At 60.5% G+C, this 21,198-nt stretch carries 17 protein-coding genes and 1 pseudogene; 13 read left to right on the forward strand and 5 right to left on the reverse strand.

What is annotated here, in order from left to right; translation table 11 throughout:
- Positions 1–23: 23 nt before the first annotated feature.
- On the reverse strand, positions 24–695 hold the full coding sequence (locus ACQKEK_RS21790) for a metal ABC transporter ATP-binding protein (RefSeq protein WP_499144301.1): 672 nt from the start codon (positions 693–695) through the stop codon (positions 24–26).
- Between the two features lie 385 nt (positions 696–1,080).
- Positions 1,081–1,836 (reverse strand): GntR family transcriptional regulator, encoded by a 756-nt coding sequence (locus tag ACQKEK_RS21795; RefSeq protein WP_499144302.1) that lies wholly within the window; start codon positions 1,834–1,836, stop codon positions 1,081–1,083.
- A gap of 367 nt (positions 1,837–2,203) precedes the next feature.
- On the opposite strand from ACQKEK_RS21795, the gene ACQKEK_RS21800 reads away from it, so the two are divergent.
- The gene (locus ACQKEK_RS21800) at positions 2,204–3,550 is read left to right on the forward strand and encodes an NCS2 family permease (protein ID WP_064480431.1); all 1,347 of its coding nucleotides are present in this window, start codon (positions 2,204–2,206) and stop codon (positions 3,548–3,550) included.
- A 163-nt stretch (positions 3,551–3,713) separates the two neighbouring features.
- Positions 3,714–4,340 (forward strand): LysE family translocator, encoded by a 627-nt coding sequence (locus ACQKEK_RS21805; protein WP_499144303.1) that lies wholly within the window; start codon positions 3,714–3,716, stop codon positions 4,338–4,340.
- Between the two features lie 327 nt (positions 4,341–4,667).
- On the opposite strand, the gene uraH is transcribed toward ACQKEK_RS21805, so the two are convergent.
- Positions 4,668–5,021, reverse strand: coding sequence for a hydroxyisourate hydrolase (gene uraH, locus ACQKEK_RS21810; protein ID WP_499144304.1), 354 nt, complete (start codon positions 5,019–5,021; stop codon positions 4,668–4,670).
- 355 nt (positions 5,022–5,376) lie between these two features.
- On the opposite strand from uraH, the gene puuE reads away from it, so the two are divergent.
- The 9 genes from puuE (at position 5,377) to ACQKEK_RS21855 (ending at position 15,887) form a co-directional block, all read left to right on the forward strand.
- Positions 5,377–6,309 carry an allantoinase PuuE gene (gene puuE, locus ACQKEK_RS21815; RefSeq protein ID WP_499144305.1) on the forward strand — a complete coding sequence of 311 codons (933 nt, stop codon included), beginning with the start codon at positions 5,377–5,379 and terminating at the stop codon, positions 6,307–6,309.
- Positions 6,306–6,821: a 2-oxo-4-hydroxy-4-carboxy-5-ureidoimidazoline decarboxylase gene (uraD, locus tag ACQKEK_RS21820; RefSeq protein WP_499144306.1), complete on the forward strand. Its 516-nt coding sequence runs from the start codon at positions 6,306–6,308 to the stop codon at positions 6,819–6,821. Before puuE ends, uraD begins: the two co-directional genes overlap by 4 nt.
- Before the next feature lie 38 nt (positions 6,822–6,859).
- Positions 6,860–7,855 (forward strand): allantoicase, encoded by a 996-nt coding sequence (gene alc, locus ACQKEK_RS21825; protein ID WP_499144307.1) that lies wholly within the window; start codon positions 6,860–6,862, stop codon positions 7,853–7,855.
- Between the two features lie 239 nt (positions 7,856–8,094).
- Positions 8,095–8,619 (forward strand): ureidoglycolate lyase, encoded by a 525-nt coding sequence (locus ACQKEK_RS21830; protein ID WP_499144308.1) that lies wholly within the window; start codon positions 8,095–8,097, stop codon positions 8,617–8,619.
- A gap of 137 nt (positions 8,620–8,756) precedes the next feature.
- The gene (locus tag ACQKEK_RS21835; RefSeq protein WP_499144309.1) at positions 8,757–10,010 is read left to right on the forward strand and encodes a urate hydroxylase PuuD; all 1,254 of its coding nucleotides are present in this window, start codon (positions 8,757–8,759) and stop codon (positions 10,008–10,010) included.
- A 207-nt stretch (positions 10,011–10,217) separates the two neighbouring features.
- Positions 10,218–11,564 (forward strand): nucleobase:cation symporter-2 family protein, encoded by a 1,347-nt coding sequence (locus tag ACQKEK_RS21840; RefSeq protein WP_499144310.1) that lies wholly within the window; start codon positions 10,218–10,220, stop codon positions 11,562–11,564.
- 159 nt (positions 11,565–11,723) lie between these two features.
- Positions 11,724–13,274, forward strand: coding sequence for a cation:proton antiporter domain-containing protein (locus tag ACQKEK_RS21845; RefSeq protein ID WP_216707203.1), 1,551 nt, complete (start codon positions 11,724–11,726; stop codon positions 13,272–13,274).
- Between the two features lie 215 nt (positions 13,275–13,489).
- Complete coding sequence (locus tag ACQKEK_RS21850) at positions 13,490–14,989, forward strand: nucleobase:cation symporter-2 family protein (RefSeq protein ID WP_127839912.1); 1,500 nt, start codon at positions 13,490–13,492, stop codon at positions 14,987–14,989.
- Between the two features lie 76 nt (positions 14,990–15,065).
- A complete protein-coding gene (locus ACQKEK_RS21855) occupies positions 15,066–15,887 on the forward strand; it encodes an outer membrane protein OmpK (protein ID WP_499144311.1) in 822 nt (273 codons plus the stop codon).
- Positions 15,888–16,003: 116 nt separating this feature from the next.
- Here ACQKEK_RS21855 and ACQKEK_RS21860 read toward each other — a convergent pair whose 3' ends face one another.
- Positions 16,004–16,741 carry a methyl-accepting chemotaxis protein gene (locus ACQKEK_RS21860; protein ID WP_499144335.1) on the reverse strand — a complete coding sequence of 246 codons (738 nt, stop codon included), beginning with the start codon at positions 16,739–16,741 and terminating at the stop codon, positions 16,004–16,006.
- A gap of 117 nt (positions 16,742–16,858) precedes the next feature.
- Positions 16,859–17,935: pseudogene (locus tag ACQKEK_RS21865) on the reverse strand (HAMP domain-containing protein); the annotation flags it as partial.
- A 339-nt stretch (positions 17,936–18,274) separates the two neighbouring features.
- Here ACQKEK_RS21865 and ACQKEK_RS21870 point away from each other — a divergent pair.
- Positions 18,275–18,898 (forward strand): TetR/AcrR family transcriptional regulator, encoded by a 624-nt coding sequence (locus ACQKEK_RS21870; protein ID WP_499144312.1) that lies wholly within the window; start codon positions 18,275–18,277, stop codon positions 18,896–18,898.
- 201 nt (positions 18,899–19,099) lie between these two features.
- Complete coding sequence (locus ACQKEK_RS21875; RefSeq protein ID WP_128121862.1) at positions 19,100–21,160, forward strand: putative bifunctional diguanylate cyclase/phosphodiesterase; 2,061 nt, start codon at positions 19,100–19,102, stop codon at positions 21,158–21,160.
- The last annotated feature ends 38 nt before the right edge of the window (positions 21,161–21,198 follow it).

A 21,198-nucleotide genomic window follows, 5' to 3' on the forward strand; every position in this document is an offset into this window, starting at 1 on the left:
AGGAGCCCAGAGGATGTCCGGCGTCACGCGACCTGACCGAGCCGTTGCCGCTCGGCCATGAACTGACGGATCGATGCCCTGATGCAACCGCTGCGCGCGATCAGCAACCCCTCGCAGTTTTTCCGCTCCAGCCCGGCAAGGTTATGGCTGACCAGTACCAGCGTCCTCCCCTCCTGTTGCCAGCGCTCGACGTGCTGCCAGAGCAAACGCAGCCCCACGTTGTCCAATGCCGCCTCGGGTTCGTCGAGCAACAACACCTGGGCATCGGTCAGGCTCAGGCGCGCCAACAAGGCGCGCTGCAATTCGCCGCCGGACAGCGCATGCAAGCCCTGGGTTTGAAGATCGAGCAGCCCCCAATCCATTAGCGTCTGACGCAGCCGCGCCTGACGCTCGCTCCGCCCGAGCCGGCTGCGCCAGAAACCGGCACTGACCAGTTCGGCAAGGCGGATGGGGAACTGCCGATCCACATGCTGTTGTTGCGGCAGATAGGACACACCTCCCAGAAGCGGTACGTTGACGTCGACTCGCCCTGCCAGGGGCCGGTCCAATCCCGCCATCACCTTGAGCAAGCTGCTTTTCCCCGACCCATTGCTGCCGATGACTGCGGTCAGGCTGCCTGCGGCGAGCTGCAAATCCAGCGGGGGCGTAAGAGCGCGGCCACCGGCGCCCCACTGCAAGCCATGGCACTCAATCATTATTACCTCGGTATTCGGTTGTTCCATGCCGCGACATGCTCAACATAGCCATCTTCACCAACGCGAAGGCGGTGCGACGGCTGTACTGGCGGAGGGCATCAAAAATTTATGCATAAGTTATAACATAACATTATGCGCATCCATCAAGGGTCGCGCAACAGGGTCGCAGAGGGACATTGAGGATCGGAGAAAGGGAAAACTGCGCACTCTGGCAGCTTGAAACCGACAGAGCGAAGGCCGTAAGAACTCATGGCAATGTGTCAGCCCCGCTACCGGAGCATCGGCCACAAGGGCTGATTTTTACGTGCTCATGCCTGGCACTATGGCCGGCTAGCGATTAGCTGCCGACGCTGACGCAGGGCGCGTCAGCGCAACCAGCAAAGAATTAACGTGCCGTGCGAGGCTTTTTCTTCGCCAGAGCGAGATGCGAAAAGACAGCGTGCAGATCGTCTGACGCGCTGTCTTCATCGAGGTTGAGCTTGCTGTCGATGTGATCCATGTGATGCATCATCAGACTCACGGCCCTCTCGCTGTCGCGCGCGGCAATGGCGTCAATCAGCTGGTTGTGTTCGTCGTAGGAGCAATGTGAGCGATTGCCGCTTTCGTACTGGGCAATGATCAGCGACGTCTGCGACACCAGGCTGCGCTGGAAACTGACCAGCGGCGCGTTCTTCGCGGCCTCGGCCAGCTTCAGGTGAAATTCGCCGGAAAGACGAATACCGGCGCCGCGATCACCGCGGGCGAAACAGTCCTGCTCATCGGTCACCATCTGCCGCAGCTCGCTCAGCTGGTCAGCGCTGGCGTGCAGCACAGCCAGTTCGGTAATGGCGCGCTCGACCATGCGCCGGGCAAAGAAGATCTGCCGCGCTTCGTCAACGCTCGGGCTGGCAACCACCGCGCCGCGGTTCGGCCGCAGAAGCACTACACCTTCATGGGCAAGCCGTGACAGGGCACGGCGAATGATGGTGCGGCTTACACCGAAGATCTCGCCCAACGCCTCTTCGCTGAGCTTGGTGCCCGGCGCCAGTCGCTGTTCAAGAATTGCATCAAAGATATGAGCGTAAACGATGTCGTCCTGGGTCCCGGTACGGGCCTTGCCGCTTCGTGTCGGCTTTTTCAAAGGCTGCAACTGTTCGTTCATGGTGACTCGCGTCGGAGGGGTCGGCGGGTTCGAACTTTACTGCCTTTCGTAACGCAGCTGGGAGACGCCAATACGAAAACAAGCAAATAAAGCGCATTTTATTGTGCACAATCAGTGCACCAATAATATTTCCATAACTCAAGCGGCCGCGCTAATCCGCACGCTTTCGCCTGTCACATCGCAAGCTGAATCAGGGAATACGCGGCAGCTAGGGAATTGCCTGTTGCATTTCTTGTATACAAAAGCATAATCGCGTCAAGCCTTTCTGACCTTTCGGTCAACAAACCGAATGAAAGCGCCCCACCATCACCTGCCCTCGAGAGCGCTGCTCTGGGTGATAGACAACAAGAACGATGAGGAACACCTTGTGGAAACCACCAAGCAGGAACAGCCGGCCCTCGGCCTGCAGCCAGAAAACCCCGGCTTGCTCGACCGATTTTTCAAACTCAGCGCTCACCGAACCACTATCAAGACAGAGATGCTCGCCGGCCTGACGACCTTCGTCACCATGGCCTACATCATCTTCGTCAATCCCAACATCATGGCCGACGCAGGTATCGACCACGGTGCAGCCTTTGTCGCGACCTGTATCGGTGCAGCGCTCGGCTGCCTGTTGATGGGCCTGTATGCCAATTGGCCGGTGGGCCTGGCGCCCGGCATGGGCCTCAACGCGTTTTTCACTTATACCGTGGTGGGCGAGATGGGCTATAGCTGGGAGATCGCCCTCGGGGCGGTATTCCTTTCCGGCATCCTGTTCATGATCATGAGCCTCTCCCGTCTGCGCGAGTGGTTGCTCAACAGCATTCCGATGAGCCTGCGCTTCGCAATGGGTGCCGGGGTCGGGTTGTTTCTCGGGCTGATCGGCCTCAAGACCGCCGGTATCGTTGTCGACAGCCCCGCTACCCTGCTGACCATGGGTTCGTTCGGAGAGCCCACCGCCCTGCTCGCCGCGGTGTGCTTCTTGATGATCGCAGTGCTCAGTCATCGCAACGTGTTCGGCGCGATACTGCTGAGCATGCTGGCAGTGACCGGAATCGGCTGGGCGATGGGGCTGGTCGAATACAACGGGCTGGTATCGATGCCGCCCAGCCTGGCCCCAACCTGGCTGGCCATGGATATCGCCGGTGCGTTGAACGTGACCATGGTCAGCGTGATCCTGGCGTTCCTCTTCGTAAATATGTTCGATACTGCCGGCACCTTGATGGGCGTTGCGCACCGTGCGCATCTGGTGGATGAAGACGGCAAGATCCAGAACCTCTCGCGCGCACTGAAAGCCGACAGCACATCCAGCGTCGTGGGCGCCTTCGTTGGCTGTCCACCAGTGACCAGCTACGTGGAAAGCGCTTCGGGCGTTGCCGCGGGTGGACGCACTGGCCTTACGGCTGTCACCGTCGGCGCGCTGTTTTTGATTGCGATGTTCTTCGCACCGCTGGCCGGCATGATCCCTGCCTACGCAACGGCTGGTGCGCTGATCTATGTGGCGATGCTAATGATGAGTGGCATGGCGCACATCGACTGGAAGGACCATACCGATACCATCCCGGCCATCGTCACCGTGGTGATGATGCCGCTGACCTTCTCCATCGCCAACGGCATCGCGCTGGGCTTTCTGACCTATGCGACGCTCAAGCTGCTGACCGGCCAGCGCGACAAAGTCTCGATCAGCCTGTATGTGTTGTGTGTAATCTTTATCGCCAAGTTCGCCTTCCTGTAAGCCAGGCGAGCTCAGAGCCCCATCGCTTCGGCGGTGGGGCTTTTGCACGTTCTGCCCTGAGACAAACCTGCTGAGCGACGTTGTCACCAGCCCTATGATCAGCGCGCCGCGGCCGTCTGCCGGCACGCAATACCTGCTATGCGCCATATGAAGGAGCACAGAGATGAGTCTGGAAACCTGGTTGTTGTTCGCGAGTTCGGCGTTGGTGGTCATCCTGATCCCTGGCCCGCTGTCGCTGCTGATGATCAGCAACAGCCTCAACTACGGCCTGCGACGTTCCTGGCCGGCGTTTGTCGGCGGGGTCAGTGCATCGATCTGCCTGCTCAGCGCTTCGGCGCTGGGGCTAGGCGCACTGCTGCTGGCATCGGAGCAAGTGTTCAGCGCTCTGAAAATCATCGGTGCGTTTTATCTCTTCTATCTGGCGTGGCAGAGCTGGCAGGAATCACGCCGCCCCGCCAGCGGGCCCAGCGTGACAAGCAGCGACGTAAGCCCGCGCTTTCGCCAGTTGTTCTGGCGGGCGTTCGGACTTGGCGCCAGCAACCCCAAGGACATCCTGTTCTTCGCCGCCTTCCTGCCGCAGTTTCTCAGTGCAGATCGGCCCTTCATGCCGCAGCTGCTGGTGATGATCCTGACCTGGGCGGTTCTGGATCTCTGTTGCAAGCTGGCCTACGGGCTGGGGGCACATGGGGCGGCGCGTTACCTGCGCACGGGCAAGGGGCAAGTTTGGTTCAACCGCGCCAGCGCTGCGCTGTTTGGGGGCGCAGGGGCGGCTTCGTTGGTGAGTCGATGAGGACGCTGAGTCCATTACACGCGAGCACCTGCGCCATGAATCGGTGCCGACAAGCGCTTGTCGCGCGGGCTGAAGTTCAGCACCGTCCACACCGCTGCCAGGCACCCTACGAGAAAACAGTAGGGTGGGCTTCAGCCCACCGGCCTTGACGCACCGGATTCGGTGGGCTGAAGCCCACCCTACCTGTCTGATCGACAGCGACCAGACACCACCGAACGCCCATTTCAAAAAAAACCCGCCATCGCTGGCGGGTCGGGGACTCAGGGGGAGTCAAGGTTTCACGCATGGGAGAAGTACCGCCGCGCCGCTGCAAACGCGGCATGGCCATCAGCTACCCCGATAGGTCGAGTAGCTATACGGCGAAATCAGTAGCGGCACGTGGTAGTGATCCTGCTCGGCACTGATGCCGAAGCGCAGCACCACTACATCCAGAAAGGCCGGTTCGGGAAGCGTCACGCCACGTGCGCGGTAATAGTCGCCGGCCGCGAACTGCAGCTGGTATACGCCGGAACGATAGTCTTCCCCCTCCAGTAGCGGCGAATCGCAACGGCCGTCGGCATTGGTCTGACGCGTGGTAACCAGTTCGAGGCGTTCACCTTCGACCCGATAGAGTTCGATGCGGATATTGCTGCCCGGGCAACCGTGGGCGGCATCCAGTACGTGAGTAGTCAAACGTCCCATAGATTCAGCATTGCGGGTTAACCGCCAATGCTCGCCTCCTTTAGTGATGAATGGTGGAGTTGGGTCGAGCATAGCATCTCGAATTAAAAATTAAAGACAGTTTAGAAAGAAATTGTACACAGTTTAAAATCCTTCAATCTGGCCCGCTTTCTGCTCACTAATTCTTACGCGGGCTTCTAGCGCACATGAAGTCGGTTATCCGAGCGCTCACCAATCCCCTAGGCACTGATGAGTGAACGAACAAAGCTGAGATTTTTGATTTACAAATCGCAAAACGTTTTGTATACAATTGAGCCATGACGGTTGCCCAGTACCTCCTAGCGGCGACCCGCGGATCAAACAAGGAATAACAACAGTGAGCGCCGACTACCCTCGCGACCTCATCGGCTATGCCGAGGACCCACCCCATCCACAGTGGCCGGGCGCTGCCCGTATCGCCCTGTCCTTCGTACTCAACTATGAAGAAGGTGGCGAGCGCTGCGTGCTGCATGGCGACAAGGAATCCGAAGCCTTCCTGTCAGAGATGGTTTCAGCCCAGCCGTTGCAGGGCGTACGCAACATGAGCATGGAATCGCTGTACGAATATGGTAGTCGCGCCGGTGTGTGGCGCCTGCTCAAGCTGTTTCGCAAGCACGATATCCCGCTGACCATCTTCGCCGTGGCCATGGCCGCGCAGCGTCACCCGGATGTGATCAAGGCCATGGTCGCCGACGGTCACGAGATCTGCAGCCACGGCTATCGCTGGATCGACTACCAGTACATGGACGAGGCGCAGGAGCGCGAGCACATGCTCGAAGCCATCCGCATCCTCACCGACATAGCCGGCGAGCGTCCGCTGGGGTGGTACACCGGCCGTACCGGGCCGAACACCCGCCGCCTGGTACGCGAGGAAGGCGGCTTCCTCTATGACTCCGACACCTATGACGATGACCTGCCCTACTGGGACCCTGAATCGACGCCAGACAAACCGCATCTGGTGATCCCCTACACGTTGGACACCAACGACATGCGCTTCACCCAGGTGCAGGGCTTCAACAAGGGTGACGATTTTTTTGAGTATCTGAAGGACGCTTTCGACGTGCTGTACGCCGAAGGGTGCGAGGGTGCGCCGAAGATGTTGTCCATTGGGATGCACTGCCGTCTGCTTGGTCGCCCCGCACGGCTGGCGGCGCTGCAGCGCTTCATCGAGTATGCCAAGGGCCACGAGCAGGTGTGGTTCGCTCGGCGCGTCGACATCGCCCGCCACTGGCACTCGACCCATCCCTTTACCCAGGAACGCAGCCAATGACACCGTTCAAGACCATCAAGCCCTCCACCCTCGACCGCGATGCCTTTATCGCAACCTTCGCCGACGTCTATGAGCATTCACCGTGGGTAGCGGACACCGTATTCCAGGCCGGCGTGGACGAGACGCTCGATTACGTCGAGGTGATGCACACCCGCATGTCGCAGGCGATGCTGGCAGCCCATCACGACACCCAGCTGGCGCTGATCAATGCCCACCCGGACCTTGCCGGCAAAGCCGCGGTACGGGGCGAGCTGACCGCCTCAAGCACCGCAGAACAGGCCGGCGCCGGCATCCATGAGTGCACCCCGGAAGAGTTCGCCCGCTTTACCGAATTGAACGATGCCTATAAAGCCAAGTTCGGCTTCATCTTCATCATGGCCGTCAAGGGCAGTAACCGGCACCAGATCCTGGCGGCGTTCGAAGAGCGCATGCACAACTCGCAGGATCAGGAGTTCGCGCGGGCCCTGGCTGAGATCAACAAAATCGCCCTGTTCCGTCTGCAGGCGATGTAAGCAAGCACCATCAGACGACACGAAGAGAAGAACAACGTATGAAGAGCTACGCCGTACCTTTCGAAAAATACGTCAACCTGGCCGACGCCCGCCTGGGCACCAAGGCCATCTCCGTCACAGACGACTGGTTCGCCGACGTCAACCGGCTGTTCCAGCCGACGCCGGCCGTATGGAAGGAGGGCGTTTTCGATGACAACGGCAAGTGGATGGACGGCTGGGAGTCGCGCCGCAAGCGCTTCGAAGGCTTCGACCAGGCGGTCATTCGCCTCGGCGTGCCCGGCTCGATCAAGGGCGTCGACATCGACACCAGCTTCTTCACTGGCAACTTCCCGCCCTCCGCTTCGCTGGAAGCCTGCTTCCTCGCCGAAGGCGATCCGGACGACAACACGGTATGGACTGAAATCCTTCCCGCGGTAGAGCTGCAGGGCAACAGCCATCACTACCATGAGATCGCGTTCGACAAGCCGGTCAGCCACCTGCGCTTCAACATCTATCCGGACGGTGGCGTAGCACGTCTGCGCGTGCACGGCATTCCGTACCGTGACTGGAGCCGCGTCGGCGACAACGAGCAGCTCGACCTGGCCTCGGCCCTCAACGGCGGCCGCGCGCTGGCCTGTTCCGATGAGCATTTCGGTCGCATGAGCAACATCCTCAACCCGGGCCGCGGGATCAACATGGGTGACGGCTGGGAAACCGCACGTCGCCGCACGCCGGGTAACGACTGGGTCATCGTCGCGCTGGGCGCGCCTGGCGAGATCGAGCGCATCGTCGTCGACACACTGCACTTCAAGGGCAACTACCCGGACAGCTGCAGCATCCAGGCGGCCTACGTCAAAGGTGGCACCGACAGCCAGATCGAAACCCAGAGCCTGTTCTGGCGTGAACTGCTGCCGAGCCAGAAGCTGGAAATGCACGCCGAACACGAGTTCAGCGAACAAATTGCCAAGCTTGGCCCGATCACCCACGTGCGCCTGAACATCTTCCCGGACGGTGGGGTCAGCCGGCTGCGGTTGTTTGGCAAGGCTGTTAAGTAGTGGCTGTAGGGTGGGCTTTAGCCCACCGGTTCTCAGCGCGGGTTAACCACATGAGCCTCTGTGACTAAGCCATGGTGGGCTGAAGCGGAGCGCCGCCCGGCCCACCCTACAGGCGGCATCGGCCAGATTTCGCCGCTGACATAGAGACATAACCCTGTAGGAGCGAGCTTGCTCGCGAATGACGCAACCGAGGATCGCGAGCAAGCTCGCTCCTACATTTTTCAGATAATGAGCACAGCATGCGCACACTCAAGATCGAACCGTTGACTAAGGAAGCCTTTGCCCCCTTCGGTGATGTCATCGAAACCGAAGGCAGCGACTACTTCATGATCAATAACGGTTCCACCCGCCGCTATCACAAGCTGGCGACGGTCGAGACCGCGCAGCCGGACGACCAGGCCATCATCAGCATTTTCGCCGCCGACGCGCTGGAAATGCCGCTGGTCATTCGCATGCTCGAAAGACACCCGCAGGGCAGCCAGGCATTCATTCCGCTGCTCGGCAACCCCTTTCTGGTCGTGGTCGCGCCATTTGGCGATGCACCTGTACCGGGTAACGTCCGTGCCTTCCGCAGCAACGGCAGGCAGGGCGTCAATTACCACCGCGGCGTCTGGCACCACCCGGTGCTGACGATCGAAAAGCGGGATGAATTCCTGGTGGTCGATCGCAGCGGTTCTGGCAACAACTGCGACGAGCATTTTTTCACCGAGGACGAGCAGCTTCTCCTCGACCCCCACCGGGACTCCGGCCAGGCAACCGATTGATCAGCGCGGGCATGACCGGCGCGGCTGTGGACTAGCCGACACCAGACATGCGTGCTTCGGAACAAGCGGGACACTTGCGACGAGTCGAATAAGAAGAAACAGCGGTTGGCGTGCCAGCCGTGCAAGAGGTAATTATCGTGGAAGCACATCTGACCGAATGGCTGAACCTTACTATTCGCTGGATTCACATGATCGTCGGCATCGCCTGGATCGGTGCGTCGTTCTACTTCGTCTGGCTGGAAAACAACCTTAACCGCGCCAACCCTCGAGACGGCTTGTCGGGCGATCTCTGGGCGATTCACGGCGGCGGCATCTACCACCTGGAAAAGTACAAGCTGGCACCGCCACAGATGCCGGACAACCTGCACTGGTTCAAGTGGGAGGCCTACACCACCTGGCTGTCGGGCGTGACCCTGCTGATGGTGGTCTATTACCTCAACCCCACGCTTTACCTGATCGCACCTGGCAGTGATCTGGCGCCAGCGATGGCCATTGCCATCGGCTTCGGTTCGTTGATCGTCGGCTGGTTCGTCTATGACCTGCTCTGCGACTCGCCGCTAGGCAAGAAGCCCGCACTGCTAGGCCTGATCCTGTTCGTCCTGGTGATCTTCGCCGCCTGGGCTTATTCGCAAGTGTTCAGCGGTCGCGCGGCCTACATCCACACCGGCGCGCTGATCGGCACCATCATGGTTGGCAACGTGTTCCGCATCATCATGCCGGCTCAGCGCGCGCTGGTTGCGGCCATCGAACAGAACCGCACGCCGGATCCGTTGCTGCCAGCCAAGGGCCTGCTGCGTTCGCGCCACAACAACTATTTCACCCTGCCTGTGCTGTTCATCATGATCAGCAACCACTTCCCGAGCACCTATGGCAGCCAGTACAACTGGCTGATCCTCGCCGGGATTTCGGTACTCGCGGTACTGGTGCGCCACTACTTCAACACCCGTCATGACAGCAACCGCTTCGCCTGGACGCTGCCGGCTGCGGCAGTCGGCATGATCTGCCTGGCGTTCGTCACCGCGCCCAACCGTCAGGGTGGTGTTCCCAACGCCGTGCCGACCAGCCCGCGCGAGCAGAGCATTGAGGCGCAACAGGCCGCTGCAGCAGCGCCGGCCGAGCAAACCGGCAACAGCGAGTTCGCCGAAGTCCATCGCATCATCAACGAGCGCTGCACCGTTTGCCACGCCGCTCAGCCGAGCAGCCCGCTGTTCAGCGCAGCGCCTGCAGGGGTGATGTTCGATACACCTGAGCAGATCCGCCAGCAGGCCGCGAAGATCCACGCCCAGGCCGTCGCGAGCCAGATCATGCCGCTGGGCAACATGACCAACATGACCCAGGAGGAGCGCGACCTGCTCGGCGCCTGGATCGACAAGGGCGCGCCGATCGACTGATCAGCGCCAACCAGCCGCGCTCCTGGGCGCGGCTTTTTTTCACCTGTTCGACGCTCAAGCCACGCAGCACGAGGCGAGGCCTCAGCTCAGCCCGAGATCAACCCCAACGGACGGCGATAGCCGCCCCCCGAGCACCCTATCCCGGCCCCGCACGTTCAGCGGGGTCACCGCGACCATCCAATAACAAAAGCGTCCGAGGTGTATTGCATGAACGATGTGACCGAGCGGGAAACCGCCCCAGCGGAGAAGCGACTGCCCTTGCTGCAAATGCTGCTGGTGAGCTTTCAGCACGTGCTGCTGATGTATGGCGGTGCAGTGGCCGTCCCGCTGATCGTGGGTCAGGCCGCCGGGCTGTCGCGTGAAGAAATCGCCTTCCTGATTAATGCCGATTTGCTGGTGGCGGGTATCGCCACGCTCGTGCAGTCGATGGGCATCGGGCCGGTGGGCATCCGAATGCCGGTGATGATGGGCGCCAGCTTCGCCGCGGTCAGCAGCATGGTGGTGATGGCAGGCATGCCCGGCGTGGGCATGACCGGGATTTTCGGCGCGACCATCGCTGCCGGTTTCTTCGGCCTGTTGATTGCGCCTTTCGTGTGCAAGATCGTGCGGCTGTTTCCACCGCTGGTGACCGGCACCGTGATCACTGCGATCGGGCTTTCGCTGTTTCCGGTCGCGGTCAATTGGGCGGGCGGCGGCAGCGGTACTGGCCAGTTCGGTGCCTTGCCCTACCTTGGCGTGGCGGCAGCGGTACTGGCGGTGATCTTGCTGATCAACCAGTTCATGCGTGGCTTCTGGGTCAACGTGTCGGTGTTGGTTGGCATGGCGCTGGGCTATGTGCTGGCTGGCAGCCTGGGCATGGTGGACTTGTCCGGCATCAGTGCTGCGCCAGCCTTCCAGGTCGTCACGCCAAACCACTTCGGTGCGCCGCAGTTCCTGCTCGCACCGATCCTGTCGATGTGCCTGGTGGTGGTGATCATCTTTGTCGAGTCCGCCGGCATGTTTCTCGCGCTGGGCAAGATCACCGGTCAGGAAGTGGACCCGAAACAACTGCGCCGCGGTCTGCTCTGCGATGCCGGGGCGACCTTTCTGGCCGGCTTCATGAACACCTTCACCCACTCTTCGTTCGCGCAGAATATAGGCCTGGTTCAGATGACCGGCGTGCGCAGTCGTTACGTCACAGCCATTGCCGGGCTATTTCTCATCAGCCTGAGTCTGCTGCCGAAGGCCGCGTTCATGGTTGCCTCGATTCCCGCAGCGGTATTGGGCGGCGCGGGCATCGCCATGTTCGGCATGGTGGCAGCGACCGGCATCAAGATCCTGCAGGAGGCCGATATCGGCGACCGGCGTAATCAACTGCTGGTCGCGGTAAGCATCGGTCTGGGCATGGTCCCGGTGGTGCGTCCTGAGTTCTTCGCGCAGTTGCCGCACTGGATGGAGCCCATCACCCACAGCGGCATCGCCGTAGCCACCCTAAGCGCAGTAACGCTCAACCTGCTGTTCAACGTACTCGGTGGAGCCGAACGCCAGGCGCTCACAGGCGCTGCGCATCACTGACAAACTCATTCCCTGTCAGCCCCCAGGCCCGCCATGTGCGGGCCTGATTTTTTCTGCCTTGCTTTATTCTCCAGGCGCCCGACACTCGACAAGCATCGCACCACCGTTAAAATGCCCCGCCGTCCTATCCCCGCCCGCACGAACGAGAAGGTCTGACCCATGATCGAAGCAACCTGGATCGCCTTCGCATTCATCCTCGGCCTCGCGGCACGTTCGATCGGGTTGCCACCCCTGATTGGCTATCTAGGCGCCGGCTTTGCGTTGGCCGCCTTTGGTGAACACGTCGGGGTCGGCCCGACCGACAGCGTGATTCTCGAACACCTTGCGCATCTGGGTGTGCTGCTACTGCTGTTCACCGTAGGCCTCAAGCTCAAGCTGAGCAACCTGGTTCGCCGCGAAGTCATCGGCGGCAGCCTGCTCCACTTCGGCATATCCAGCCTGGTCGTACTGCCGGCGATTCTCCTGTTTCTCGACACCAGCTGGCGCGAGAGTGTGCTGCTGGCGGTCGCATTGTCGTTCTCTAGCACCGTACTGGCGGCCAAGGTACTGGAAGGCAAGCGCGAGCTGCGTGCCTTTCACGGCCGAGTGGCCATTGGCGTACTGATCATTCAGGACCTGATCGCCCTGGTGGTGATGAGCATCGCCAGTGGCAAGGTTCCTTCGGCTTGGGCGCTGCTGGTGTTCGGCCTTCCGCTGCTGCGCCCGTTGCTGTTCCGCCTGCTCGATCACAGCGGCCACGAGGAGCTGATGGTGCTGCTGGGGCTGATGCTGGCGCTGGTCGCAGGCGGTCTCGGCTTCGAATATGTGGGCCTCAGTTCGGAACTGGGCGCACTGGCCTTTGGTGCAATGCTGGCCAAGCACAAGCGCGCCACCGAGCTTTCCAATTCGCTGTGGGCCATCAAGGAAGTCTTTCTGGTCGGCTTTTTTCTGCAGATTGGCATCGGTGGATTGCCGGGCATGGAGGCCATGCTCTTTGCCGGCGCGGCGGCGTTGCTACTGCCGTTGAAAGGCGCACTGTTCTTCTTCCTGTTCCTGCTGTTCCGCCTGCGCGCGCGCAGTGCCTTTCTCAGCGCCTCGAGCCTGACCAACTACAGCGAATTCGGCCTGATCGTTGCCAGTGTGGTGCTCCCGCAATGGCTCACCCCGCTGGCCATCACCGTGGCCCTGTCGTTCGTCATTTCCGCTCAGCTCAATCGTATCTCCCACCCGCTCTACGACCGCTTTGCCAGACGCCTGATCCCTCTGGAGCGCAACACACGCCACCCTGACGAGCAACCGGTGTCGCTGGGTGACGCGCAGATCCTGATCATGGGTATGGGCCGCACCGGACGTGCTGCCTACGATCACCTGCAGAATCAGGGCTGGCGATTGATCAGTCTCGATTCGGACCCGGTAACCGTAGAAAAGAGCAGCGAGAAAGGCCGCCACGTACTGTTCGCTGACGCCGAAGACCAGATGTTCTGGGAAAGCCTGGAGATGAACAAGGTCGAGGCGGTGATCCTGGCGATGAACGATGCCGAAGCCAAGATCATCTCCACGCGCAAACTGCGCGGCAAAGGGTTCGAAGGGCTGATCGTCTCCCATGCGATGTACGAAGACATTGCCCAGCAGATTGAGGAGGCCGGCGCAGATCGCACCTACCTGACCATGAGCGAAGCCGGCGCCGGCCTGGCCGAGAACGTCTCCCGCGAATTGCAAGCCAACCGCTGACCGGTAACCGTTGCAGCGCCATGCCTGGCGGGCTATCGAGGCTCGCCCGCCATAATTGTGCACAATTTTCAAATTTCTTGTTTCAACAGCTGTTCACAGGTTGTTATAGTCGAGTCCAACCTGACCGATCGAACAGCTTTTCGACGATCAGGTAGCGAGGTCCGTGCAGCCTCGAAAGCCCATGACCGAACAATAACGAATGGCAGGCTTGACTCATGACCGCAACCGAATCCAGGAGCGGTGACGCTCCCAACCAGGACCTGATCTATCAACTCGAAGATCGCCCGGGTCCGATCCCCGCTACATTCGCGGCGATACAGCACGTACTCGCCAGCTTCGTCGGGGTCATCACCCCCACCCTGATCATCGGCAGCGTGCTAGGCCTGGGCGATTATGTGCCCTACCTCGTCAGCATGGCGCTGTTCGTCTCCGGCATCGGCACCTTCATCCAGGCCAAGCGCATTGGCCCAATCGGCGCCGGCATGCTCTGCCTGCAGGGCACCAGCTTCGGCTTTCTCAGCGTGATTCTCGCGGCCGGCTTTATCGTCAAGAATCGCGGGGGAACGCCGGAAGACATTCTGGCCACGCTGTTCGGCGTGAGCTTCTGCGCGGCTTTCGTGGAAATCGCTGTCAGTCGATGCATCGACAAGCTGCGCCGAATCATCACGCCCGTGGTCACCGGCACCATCATCAGCCTGATGGGCCTGTCGCTGATCAAGGTCTCGATGACCGATATCGCTGGCGGCTACGGCGCTGAAAACCCGGGCGCCCTGCAGAATCTGGCATTGGCCGGACTGGTGCTGGGCACCATTATCGTACTCAACCGCTTCGGCATTCCGCTGCTGCGCTTGTCAGCCGTGATCGTCGCGCTGGTGGTCGGCTACGTGGCCGCCTGGATGATGGGCATGGTGGATTTTTCCAGCCTCGCCGCCTTGCCGGCCGTCAGCGTGCCGCAGCCATTCAAGTTCGGCTTCGCCTTCGACTGGATGGCCTTCATCCCGATCGCGGTGATCTTTCTGATCACACCGCTGGAAACCGCTGGCGACCTGACTGCCAACTCGATGATCTCGCGCCAGCCGGTCAAGGGCCCGCTGTACATGAAGCGGATCAAGGGCGGCATTCTTGGCGATGGCTGCAGCTCGCTGCTGGCGGCCACCTTCAACAGCCTGCCCATGACCACCTTTAGCCAGAACAATGGCGTGATCCAGCTGACCGGCGTCGCCAGTCGCCACGTCGGGCTCTACATCGCCGGCATCCTGATCCTGCTGGCGCTGTTCCCGGTAGTCGGAGGCGTGTTGCAACTGATGCCCAAGCCGGTGCTTGGCGGCGCCACGCTGATCATGTTCGGCACCGTAGCCATCGCCGGGATCAAGATCCTCGCCGAAGCGGGCCTCAACCGCCGCAACATGCTTATCGTGGCGATCTCGCTGGGCCTGGGGCTTGGCGTCGCCGCCGTTCCGGAAGTGCTGACCAACCTGCCCGATGTCCTGAAGAACATCTTCGGATCACCGATCACCATCGGTGCCTTCAGCGCCATCCTGCTCAACTTCTTCCTCCCGCGCGAGCCGGAAGAAATGGATGATTACGATCCGGACAATCTGATCGAGGACTCGGTCGGCACCAACACTTTGGCCGTGAATATCCCCGATTACTCCAAAGTCCATCCGAAAGCCACCACCTCGGACCCTTCGGCTCAGCTGACACCTACCGGCTGATCGACCCCGCGCCCGGCCAGACGAGCCGGGCGCTGCACCCGCATTCATCACAACAACAAAACCAAAGGGTATCTCCATGACTTTCAAGCGCACTCCCCTGTCGCTGGCACTGGCCGGCTGCCTGCTGTCCGCCCCGGCCTTCGCCGATGGCATGCTGCAGTGGCAGAACAACAGCCTCAGCTATCTCTACGGCAAGGATTTCAAAGTCGACGCTGGCGAGATCCAGCAGACCGTAACCTTCGAGCATGCCAGCGGCTGGAGCTGGGGCGACATGTTCCTGTTCGTCGACAGCAAGTGGTACAACGGCCTGTCCGGTGACGATGGACACACCTACTACGGCGAGTTCAGCCCGCGCCTGTCGTTCGGCAAACTGAGCGGCCAGGACATGAGCTTCGGCCCGGTCAAGGACGTGCTGCTGGCAGCCACCTACGAGCGCGGCGAAAGCAGCGCCGGCCGACCCAATCAGACCTACCTGCTCGGCCCAGCTGTCGATCTCGACGTGCCCGGCTTCGATCGACTGGCCATCAACGTCTACTATCGCAAACCCGACGGCACCACCCGCCGCGCCTCGGGCCAGTGGCAGGTCACGCCGACCTGGGCCATGACCTTCCCGGTCGGCAAATCGGACATTCTGTTCGATGGTTTCATCGACTGGGTAGTCAACGATGCCGGCTCCGAGCGCAGCGGAGACTTCATGTCGAAAAACCTGCATATCAACCCTCAGATCAAGTACGACCTGGGCAAGGCGCTGGACGGCGAGCCGGGCAAACTCTACGTCGGTATTGAATACGACTACTGGTCTGACAAGTACGGCATAGAAGACGGTGGGTTTGTGAGCGATCTGGTCGGGGGCACCAACCAGAACACCGCCAGCTTGCTGGTAAAGGCTCACTTTTAACCGCAGCCAGCTACAAAAAAAAGCAGCCAGATGGCTGCTTTTTTATTGCTACATGGCTACCGGTGATAGCGAACCGTCAGCGCGCAGCCACTCATCAAGAGGGACGCGCAGGGCCATCAGAGCTTGAAGCTACCCATCTGCCGACTGAGATCATCCGCCAGACGACTCAACTGCTGACAATCTTCACGACAACCCTGCACATCGCTGGCAGTCGCCTGTGCCAGATCGGCAATGCCTTGCACGTTATGGGTGATCTCCTCAGTAACGCTGCTCTGCTCTTCGGTCGCTGCCGCCACTTGGGTGTTCATGTCACTGATCGCCTCGACCTGTTCGGTGATGGCACCGAGGGAAAGCCCCGTGCGCTGGCTGGCTTGCACCCCAGCACCGGTCGCAGCCTGTCCCGCATGCATCGAATTGACTGCATTCTCGGCACCACTCTTGAGCCCCTGGATCATTTGCTGAATTTCATCCGTCGACGTCTGGGTCCGGCTGGCAAGCGTTCGTACTTCATCGGCAACCACCGCGAAACCACGCCCCATCTCGCCGGCACGAGCCGCCTCGATGGCCGCGTTGAGGGCCAGCAGGTTGGTCTGTTCGGAGATGCTCCGGATCACCGCCAGCACCTTGTCGATGGACGCGACCTGCTGCGCCAGGTCAGTAACCGACTCAGCCGCACGGCTAATCTCGCCTGACATCTTCTCGACATGAGCGATCGAGTCGCTGACGACTTTACGCGCGTCCATCGCCTCGCTGCGTGCACCTTGTGAGGCCTGTGCGGCATTGCTGGCGTTGCGCGCGATCTCCTGCACGGTCAGGCCCATCTCATGCACCGCAGTGGCAACCATATCGGTCATCTCATGCTGACGACCGGCACGTGTCGCGGTGTTGTCGACCACCTGAGTCACCTGTCCGACAGCGGTGCGCAGTTGCTGGCTGGTGTTCAGCACATCGCCGATCAATTCGCGCAGACTACCGATGAACCGGTTGAAGCCACGCGCCAAATCACCCAGCTCGTCGGCCCGGCTCTCGTCCAGACGACGGGTAAGGTCGCCACCGCCGCCACCAATTTCAACGAGCGCCTGGGTGACCTGGCGGATCGGCTTCACCAGCCCGCGCGCCAGCAGCACCACCAGGCCAAGGAAAACCAGTGCGATGCAGGCGCCAATCAGGCTAATGGTCCACATTGTGCGGCGCGCCTCGGCAAAGATTTCTGCTTCCGGCACTTCACTGACCAGCACCCAACCCAGACTTTCCAGAGGCTGAGCGATCGCCAGGAAGGCTTCGCCGTCACGCTCGAATCGCACCGCGTCGGGAGCGCCATTGAGGAGCTTCTGCGCGGCATCGCTGCCTGTCAGCGCGCTAAGCTCGACTTGGTCGTTGTTCTCGGTTTTGGGGTGAACCTTGACGCGGCCATCCGCGGCGATGAGGTACACCTCACCGCGCTCGCCGAAGCGGAAGTTGCTGACCAGCTCGGACATGCTTTTGAGACTGAAGCCAAGACCCGCCACACCCACCGTCTTGCCGTCAGCCTCGATGCGCTGGTTGATGAACAAGGTCGGCTGGCGAGAGGCTTTGTCGATGTCGATTTCAAAGCGCCGTTCGATACCGCTGTCGACCAGGCCGTAGAACCAGCCGTCACCCGCAGCACTGCGATTGAGCGTTCGCGAGAGTCCCGCTTCGGAGTAGTAGTTGCCACTGTCGAGCACGGCAATCGAGGTGGTCAACGCGTTCTGCTGAGCCTTGACGCCCGCAAGGTAACGGCCCATCGCGTCCGCCTGGTCAGCGCTCTCGCCTTCACGCAGCCAGTCCTGAACCAGCGTATTGCCGGCAATCCCGGCCGTCGCGGTAATCGGCGCCGCCAATGTGCGCTCAATATCGTTGCGGATTGCCGAAATATTGGCAGGCAACGCTTGCCCGACCAGGTAGCGCTCGGCGAGGCGATTGACTGCCGATGAATAAATCAGAATGACGATCAGGATGCTGGTCAGCAAGGCCGCCCCCATGCTGACGATCAATTGCCATTGAATACTGCGTTGCATGAAAGGCATGTGCGTTACCTCTGTTGTTTTTTGTTAACGTACACAACCTTGATAGCAATGTGTATACATAAATAATGTTTGACGCCAACATTCTATCGGTCGAAACAACCGAGGCTTGATGACCGTTTGGCGGACAGCGCAGTGCCAGCTCGATTGAGCGCTGTGGACCGGCGCTCTTGACTTGCTCCCTCTACAGACATGACTCGGCGGAAGGCATACGCTTGCCGTCTTCCAGCGCTCAGGCTCCGCTCATCTAGGTTGCCGTCCTGCCTTGAGGCCGTTCGGAAGCCGATGCTAGGATGCGGCGGCAGGCCACCAGGCTGGGTGGTCATGAATTGAACAGGCCCTATGTCCAGTATCCGCGAACGCAACAAAGAACTGATCCTTCGTGCTGCCAGCGAAGAATTCGCCGAGAAGGGCTTCGCCGCCAGCAAGACCAGCGACATCGCGGACCGCGCCGGGCTGCCCAAGCCCAACGTCTACTACTATTTCAAAAGCAAGGAAAACCTCTATCGCGAGGTACTGGACAGCATCGTCGAGCCCTTGCTGCAGGCGTCTGCTCCGTTCAATCAGCCGGGCGAACCGGCTGACGTGTTACGCGCCTACATCCGCACCAAGATTCGTATTTCCAGGGAACACGCTTGTGCCTCTAAGGTATTTGCCAGCGAGATCATGCATGGCGCGCCACATCTACCAGCCGAGCGTGCCGCGCAGCTCAATGCTCAGGCTAGCCATAATGTGGCTCGCATCCGGGGCTGGATTGAAAAGGGACTGATGGCGACGGTCGACCCTCATCACCTGATGTTCAGCATCTGGGCGGCGACCCAGACCTACGCCGATTTCGATTGGCAGATTTCCGCAGTTACCGGCAAGCCAGAACTCGATGATGCTGACTATGAAGCCGCCGCGGAAACGATCATCCGGATGGTCATCAAGGGTTGCGAGGTAAAGGAAGCGAGTCCTGTTGGCTAACTCTGCGATCAAAGCTCGCTGGGGCCTATGGCATAGCCCTGAGGCGTCTCTTTACGGTTCACTCTGGATTCGATCAAGGGCCCGGCAAAACATCCAACAATCTGATACGTTTTGCCTCGCGCGCATACCCGCCGTCTTTGACGCATCACTCACGACAACCAATACTTGCGCTGGGCACCGGCTCGGAAGAAGGAAGTTCTATTGACCGCATTGCGCAACAGTCTGTCTAGGAAGCTGCTCCGCATCGTTCTGCTGTCTGCGCTTGCCGTTGGCCTGGTACTGAGCTGCGCGCAGATCGTCTTCGATGCCTACAAGACCCGCCAGCTGATCGATGCCGAAGCCCAACGAATCCTGCGTATGACCCGCGACCCGTCCACTCAGGCGATCTATAGTCTGGACCGGGAAATGGGCGCGCAGGTCATGGAAGGACTGTTCCAGCACGAGTCGATTCGTAAAGCCTCGATTGGACACCCCGGGGAAGCGCCGCTGGCGGCCAAGTCCCGCCCGCTCATGCCACGTTCCTCGCGTTGGTTGACCGACCCGATACTAGGTCGCGATCAGGAGTTCTCGATCCCCCTGATCGGCCGCCCGCCTTATAACGAGTACTACGGCGACCTGCGTATCACACTCGATACCGCCCCCTATGGCGAAGCGTTTCTCAGCAGCTCGGCCGTGCTCTTTGTCGTCGGCATCCTGCGTGCACTGGTACTGGGCTTACTGCTGTATCTGATCTATGAATGGCTGCTGACACGACCGCTGACCAAGCTCATCGAGCACATGTCGCGTATCAACCCGGGCCGCCCCGGCGAACACTCGTTGCCGATGCCTAAGGGGCATGAGCGCAATGAACTGGGTCTTTGGGTCGAAACGGCCAACGGTCTGCTCGCCTCTATTCAGCACAACATGCAGTTGCGCCATGCCGCCGAAAGCAACCTGCAACGCATGACCCAATACGACTCGCTCACCAACCTGCCCAACCGCCTGCAGTTGCAACAGCAACTGGACAACATTCTGAGCGAAGCCGCCCGGCTGCAACGTCGCGTGGCCGTGCTCTGCCTCGGGCTGGACGATTTCAAGGGCATGAACGAACAGTTCAGCTACCAGAACGGCGATCGCCTGCTGGTAGCGCTGGCCGATCGTCTACGCAGCCAGAGTGGGCGTGTCGGAGCACTCGCCCGGCTGGGCGGCGACCAATTCGTACTGGTGCTGGTCGGTTTCGAACAACCCTACGAAGCCGCCGAGCTGGCGCAGAAGGTGCTCGATGATCTGGAGCGGCCCGTCACCCTCGACGATCAGCACATACGGTTGCGCGCCACCATCGGCATCACCCTGTACCCCGAAGACGGTAGCAGCACTGAAAAGCTGCTGCAGAAAGCTGAGCAGACCATGACACTGGCCAAGAGCCGCTCACGCAATCGCTATCAGTTCTACGTAGCCAGCATCGACAGCGAAATGAGGACGCGCCGCGAGTTGCAGAATGACCTGGCCGAGGCGCTTACCCGGGGGGAGTTTCATCTGGTCTATCAGCCGCAGATCGACTACCGCCTCAAACGCATCACCGGTGTCGAAGCCTTGCTTCGCTGGTCTCACCCAAGCGGCAAGATGGTTCCGCCCGATATATTCATCCCTCTCGCCGAACAGAACGGCAGCATTATCGCCATAGGCGAGTGGGTGCTCGACCAGGCCTGCCAACAACTGAGCGAATGGCATCAACAAGGTTTCAGTGATCTGCGCATGGCAGTCAACCTGTCCACGGTTCAACTGCACCACGCCGGGCTGCCGGCTATGATCAGCAACCTGCTCAGCAGTCACAGGCTGCCGCCCGAGACGCTAGAGCTCGAGGTGACGGAAACCGGCCTGATGGAAGACATCGCCGCCGCCACCCATAACCTGCACTGCCTGCGCCGCTCCGGCGCATTGATCGCCATTGATGATTTCGGCACCGGCTATTCATCGCTGAGCTATTTGAAAAGTTTGCCGCTGGACAAGATCAAAATCGACAAGAGCTTCGTTCGCGATATGGCGGCTGTTGAAGGCGATACGACCATCGTTCGAGCCATCATCCAGCTGGGCAAGAGCCTGGGCATGCTAGTAATTGCCGAGGGTGTGGAGACCGCCGAGCAGGAACGCTACCTGATCGACGAAGGCTGCAACGAAGGCCAGGGTTACTACTACAGCAAACCCGTAGCGGCGCCTGAACTAACCGCTTTGCTAGAGCAATCGCTGGGGTTCGAGCACAGGCTCAACTCCGAGCAGTTATAAACGCTGCTCGCCGCGCCGTGCACCAAGCGCGGCCCCTC

The organism is Pseudomonas sp. NPDC077408 (genome assembly GCF_050269105.1).
In the GTDB taxonomy this organism is placed as follows: domain Bacteria; phylum Pseudomonadota; class Gammaproteobacteria; order Pseudomonadales; family Pseudomonadaceae; genus Stutzerimonas.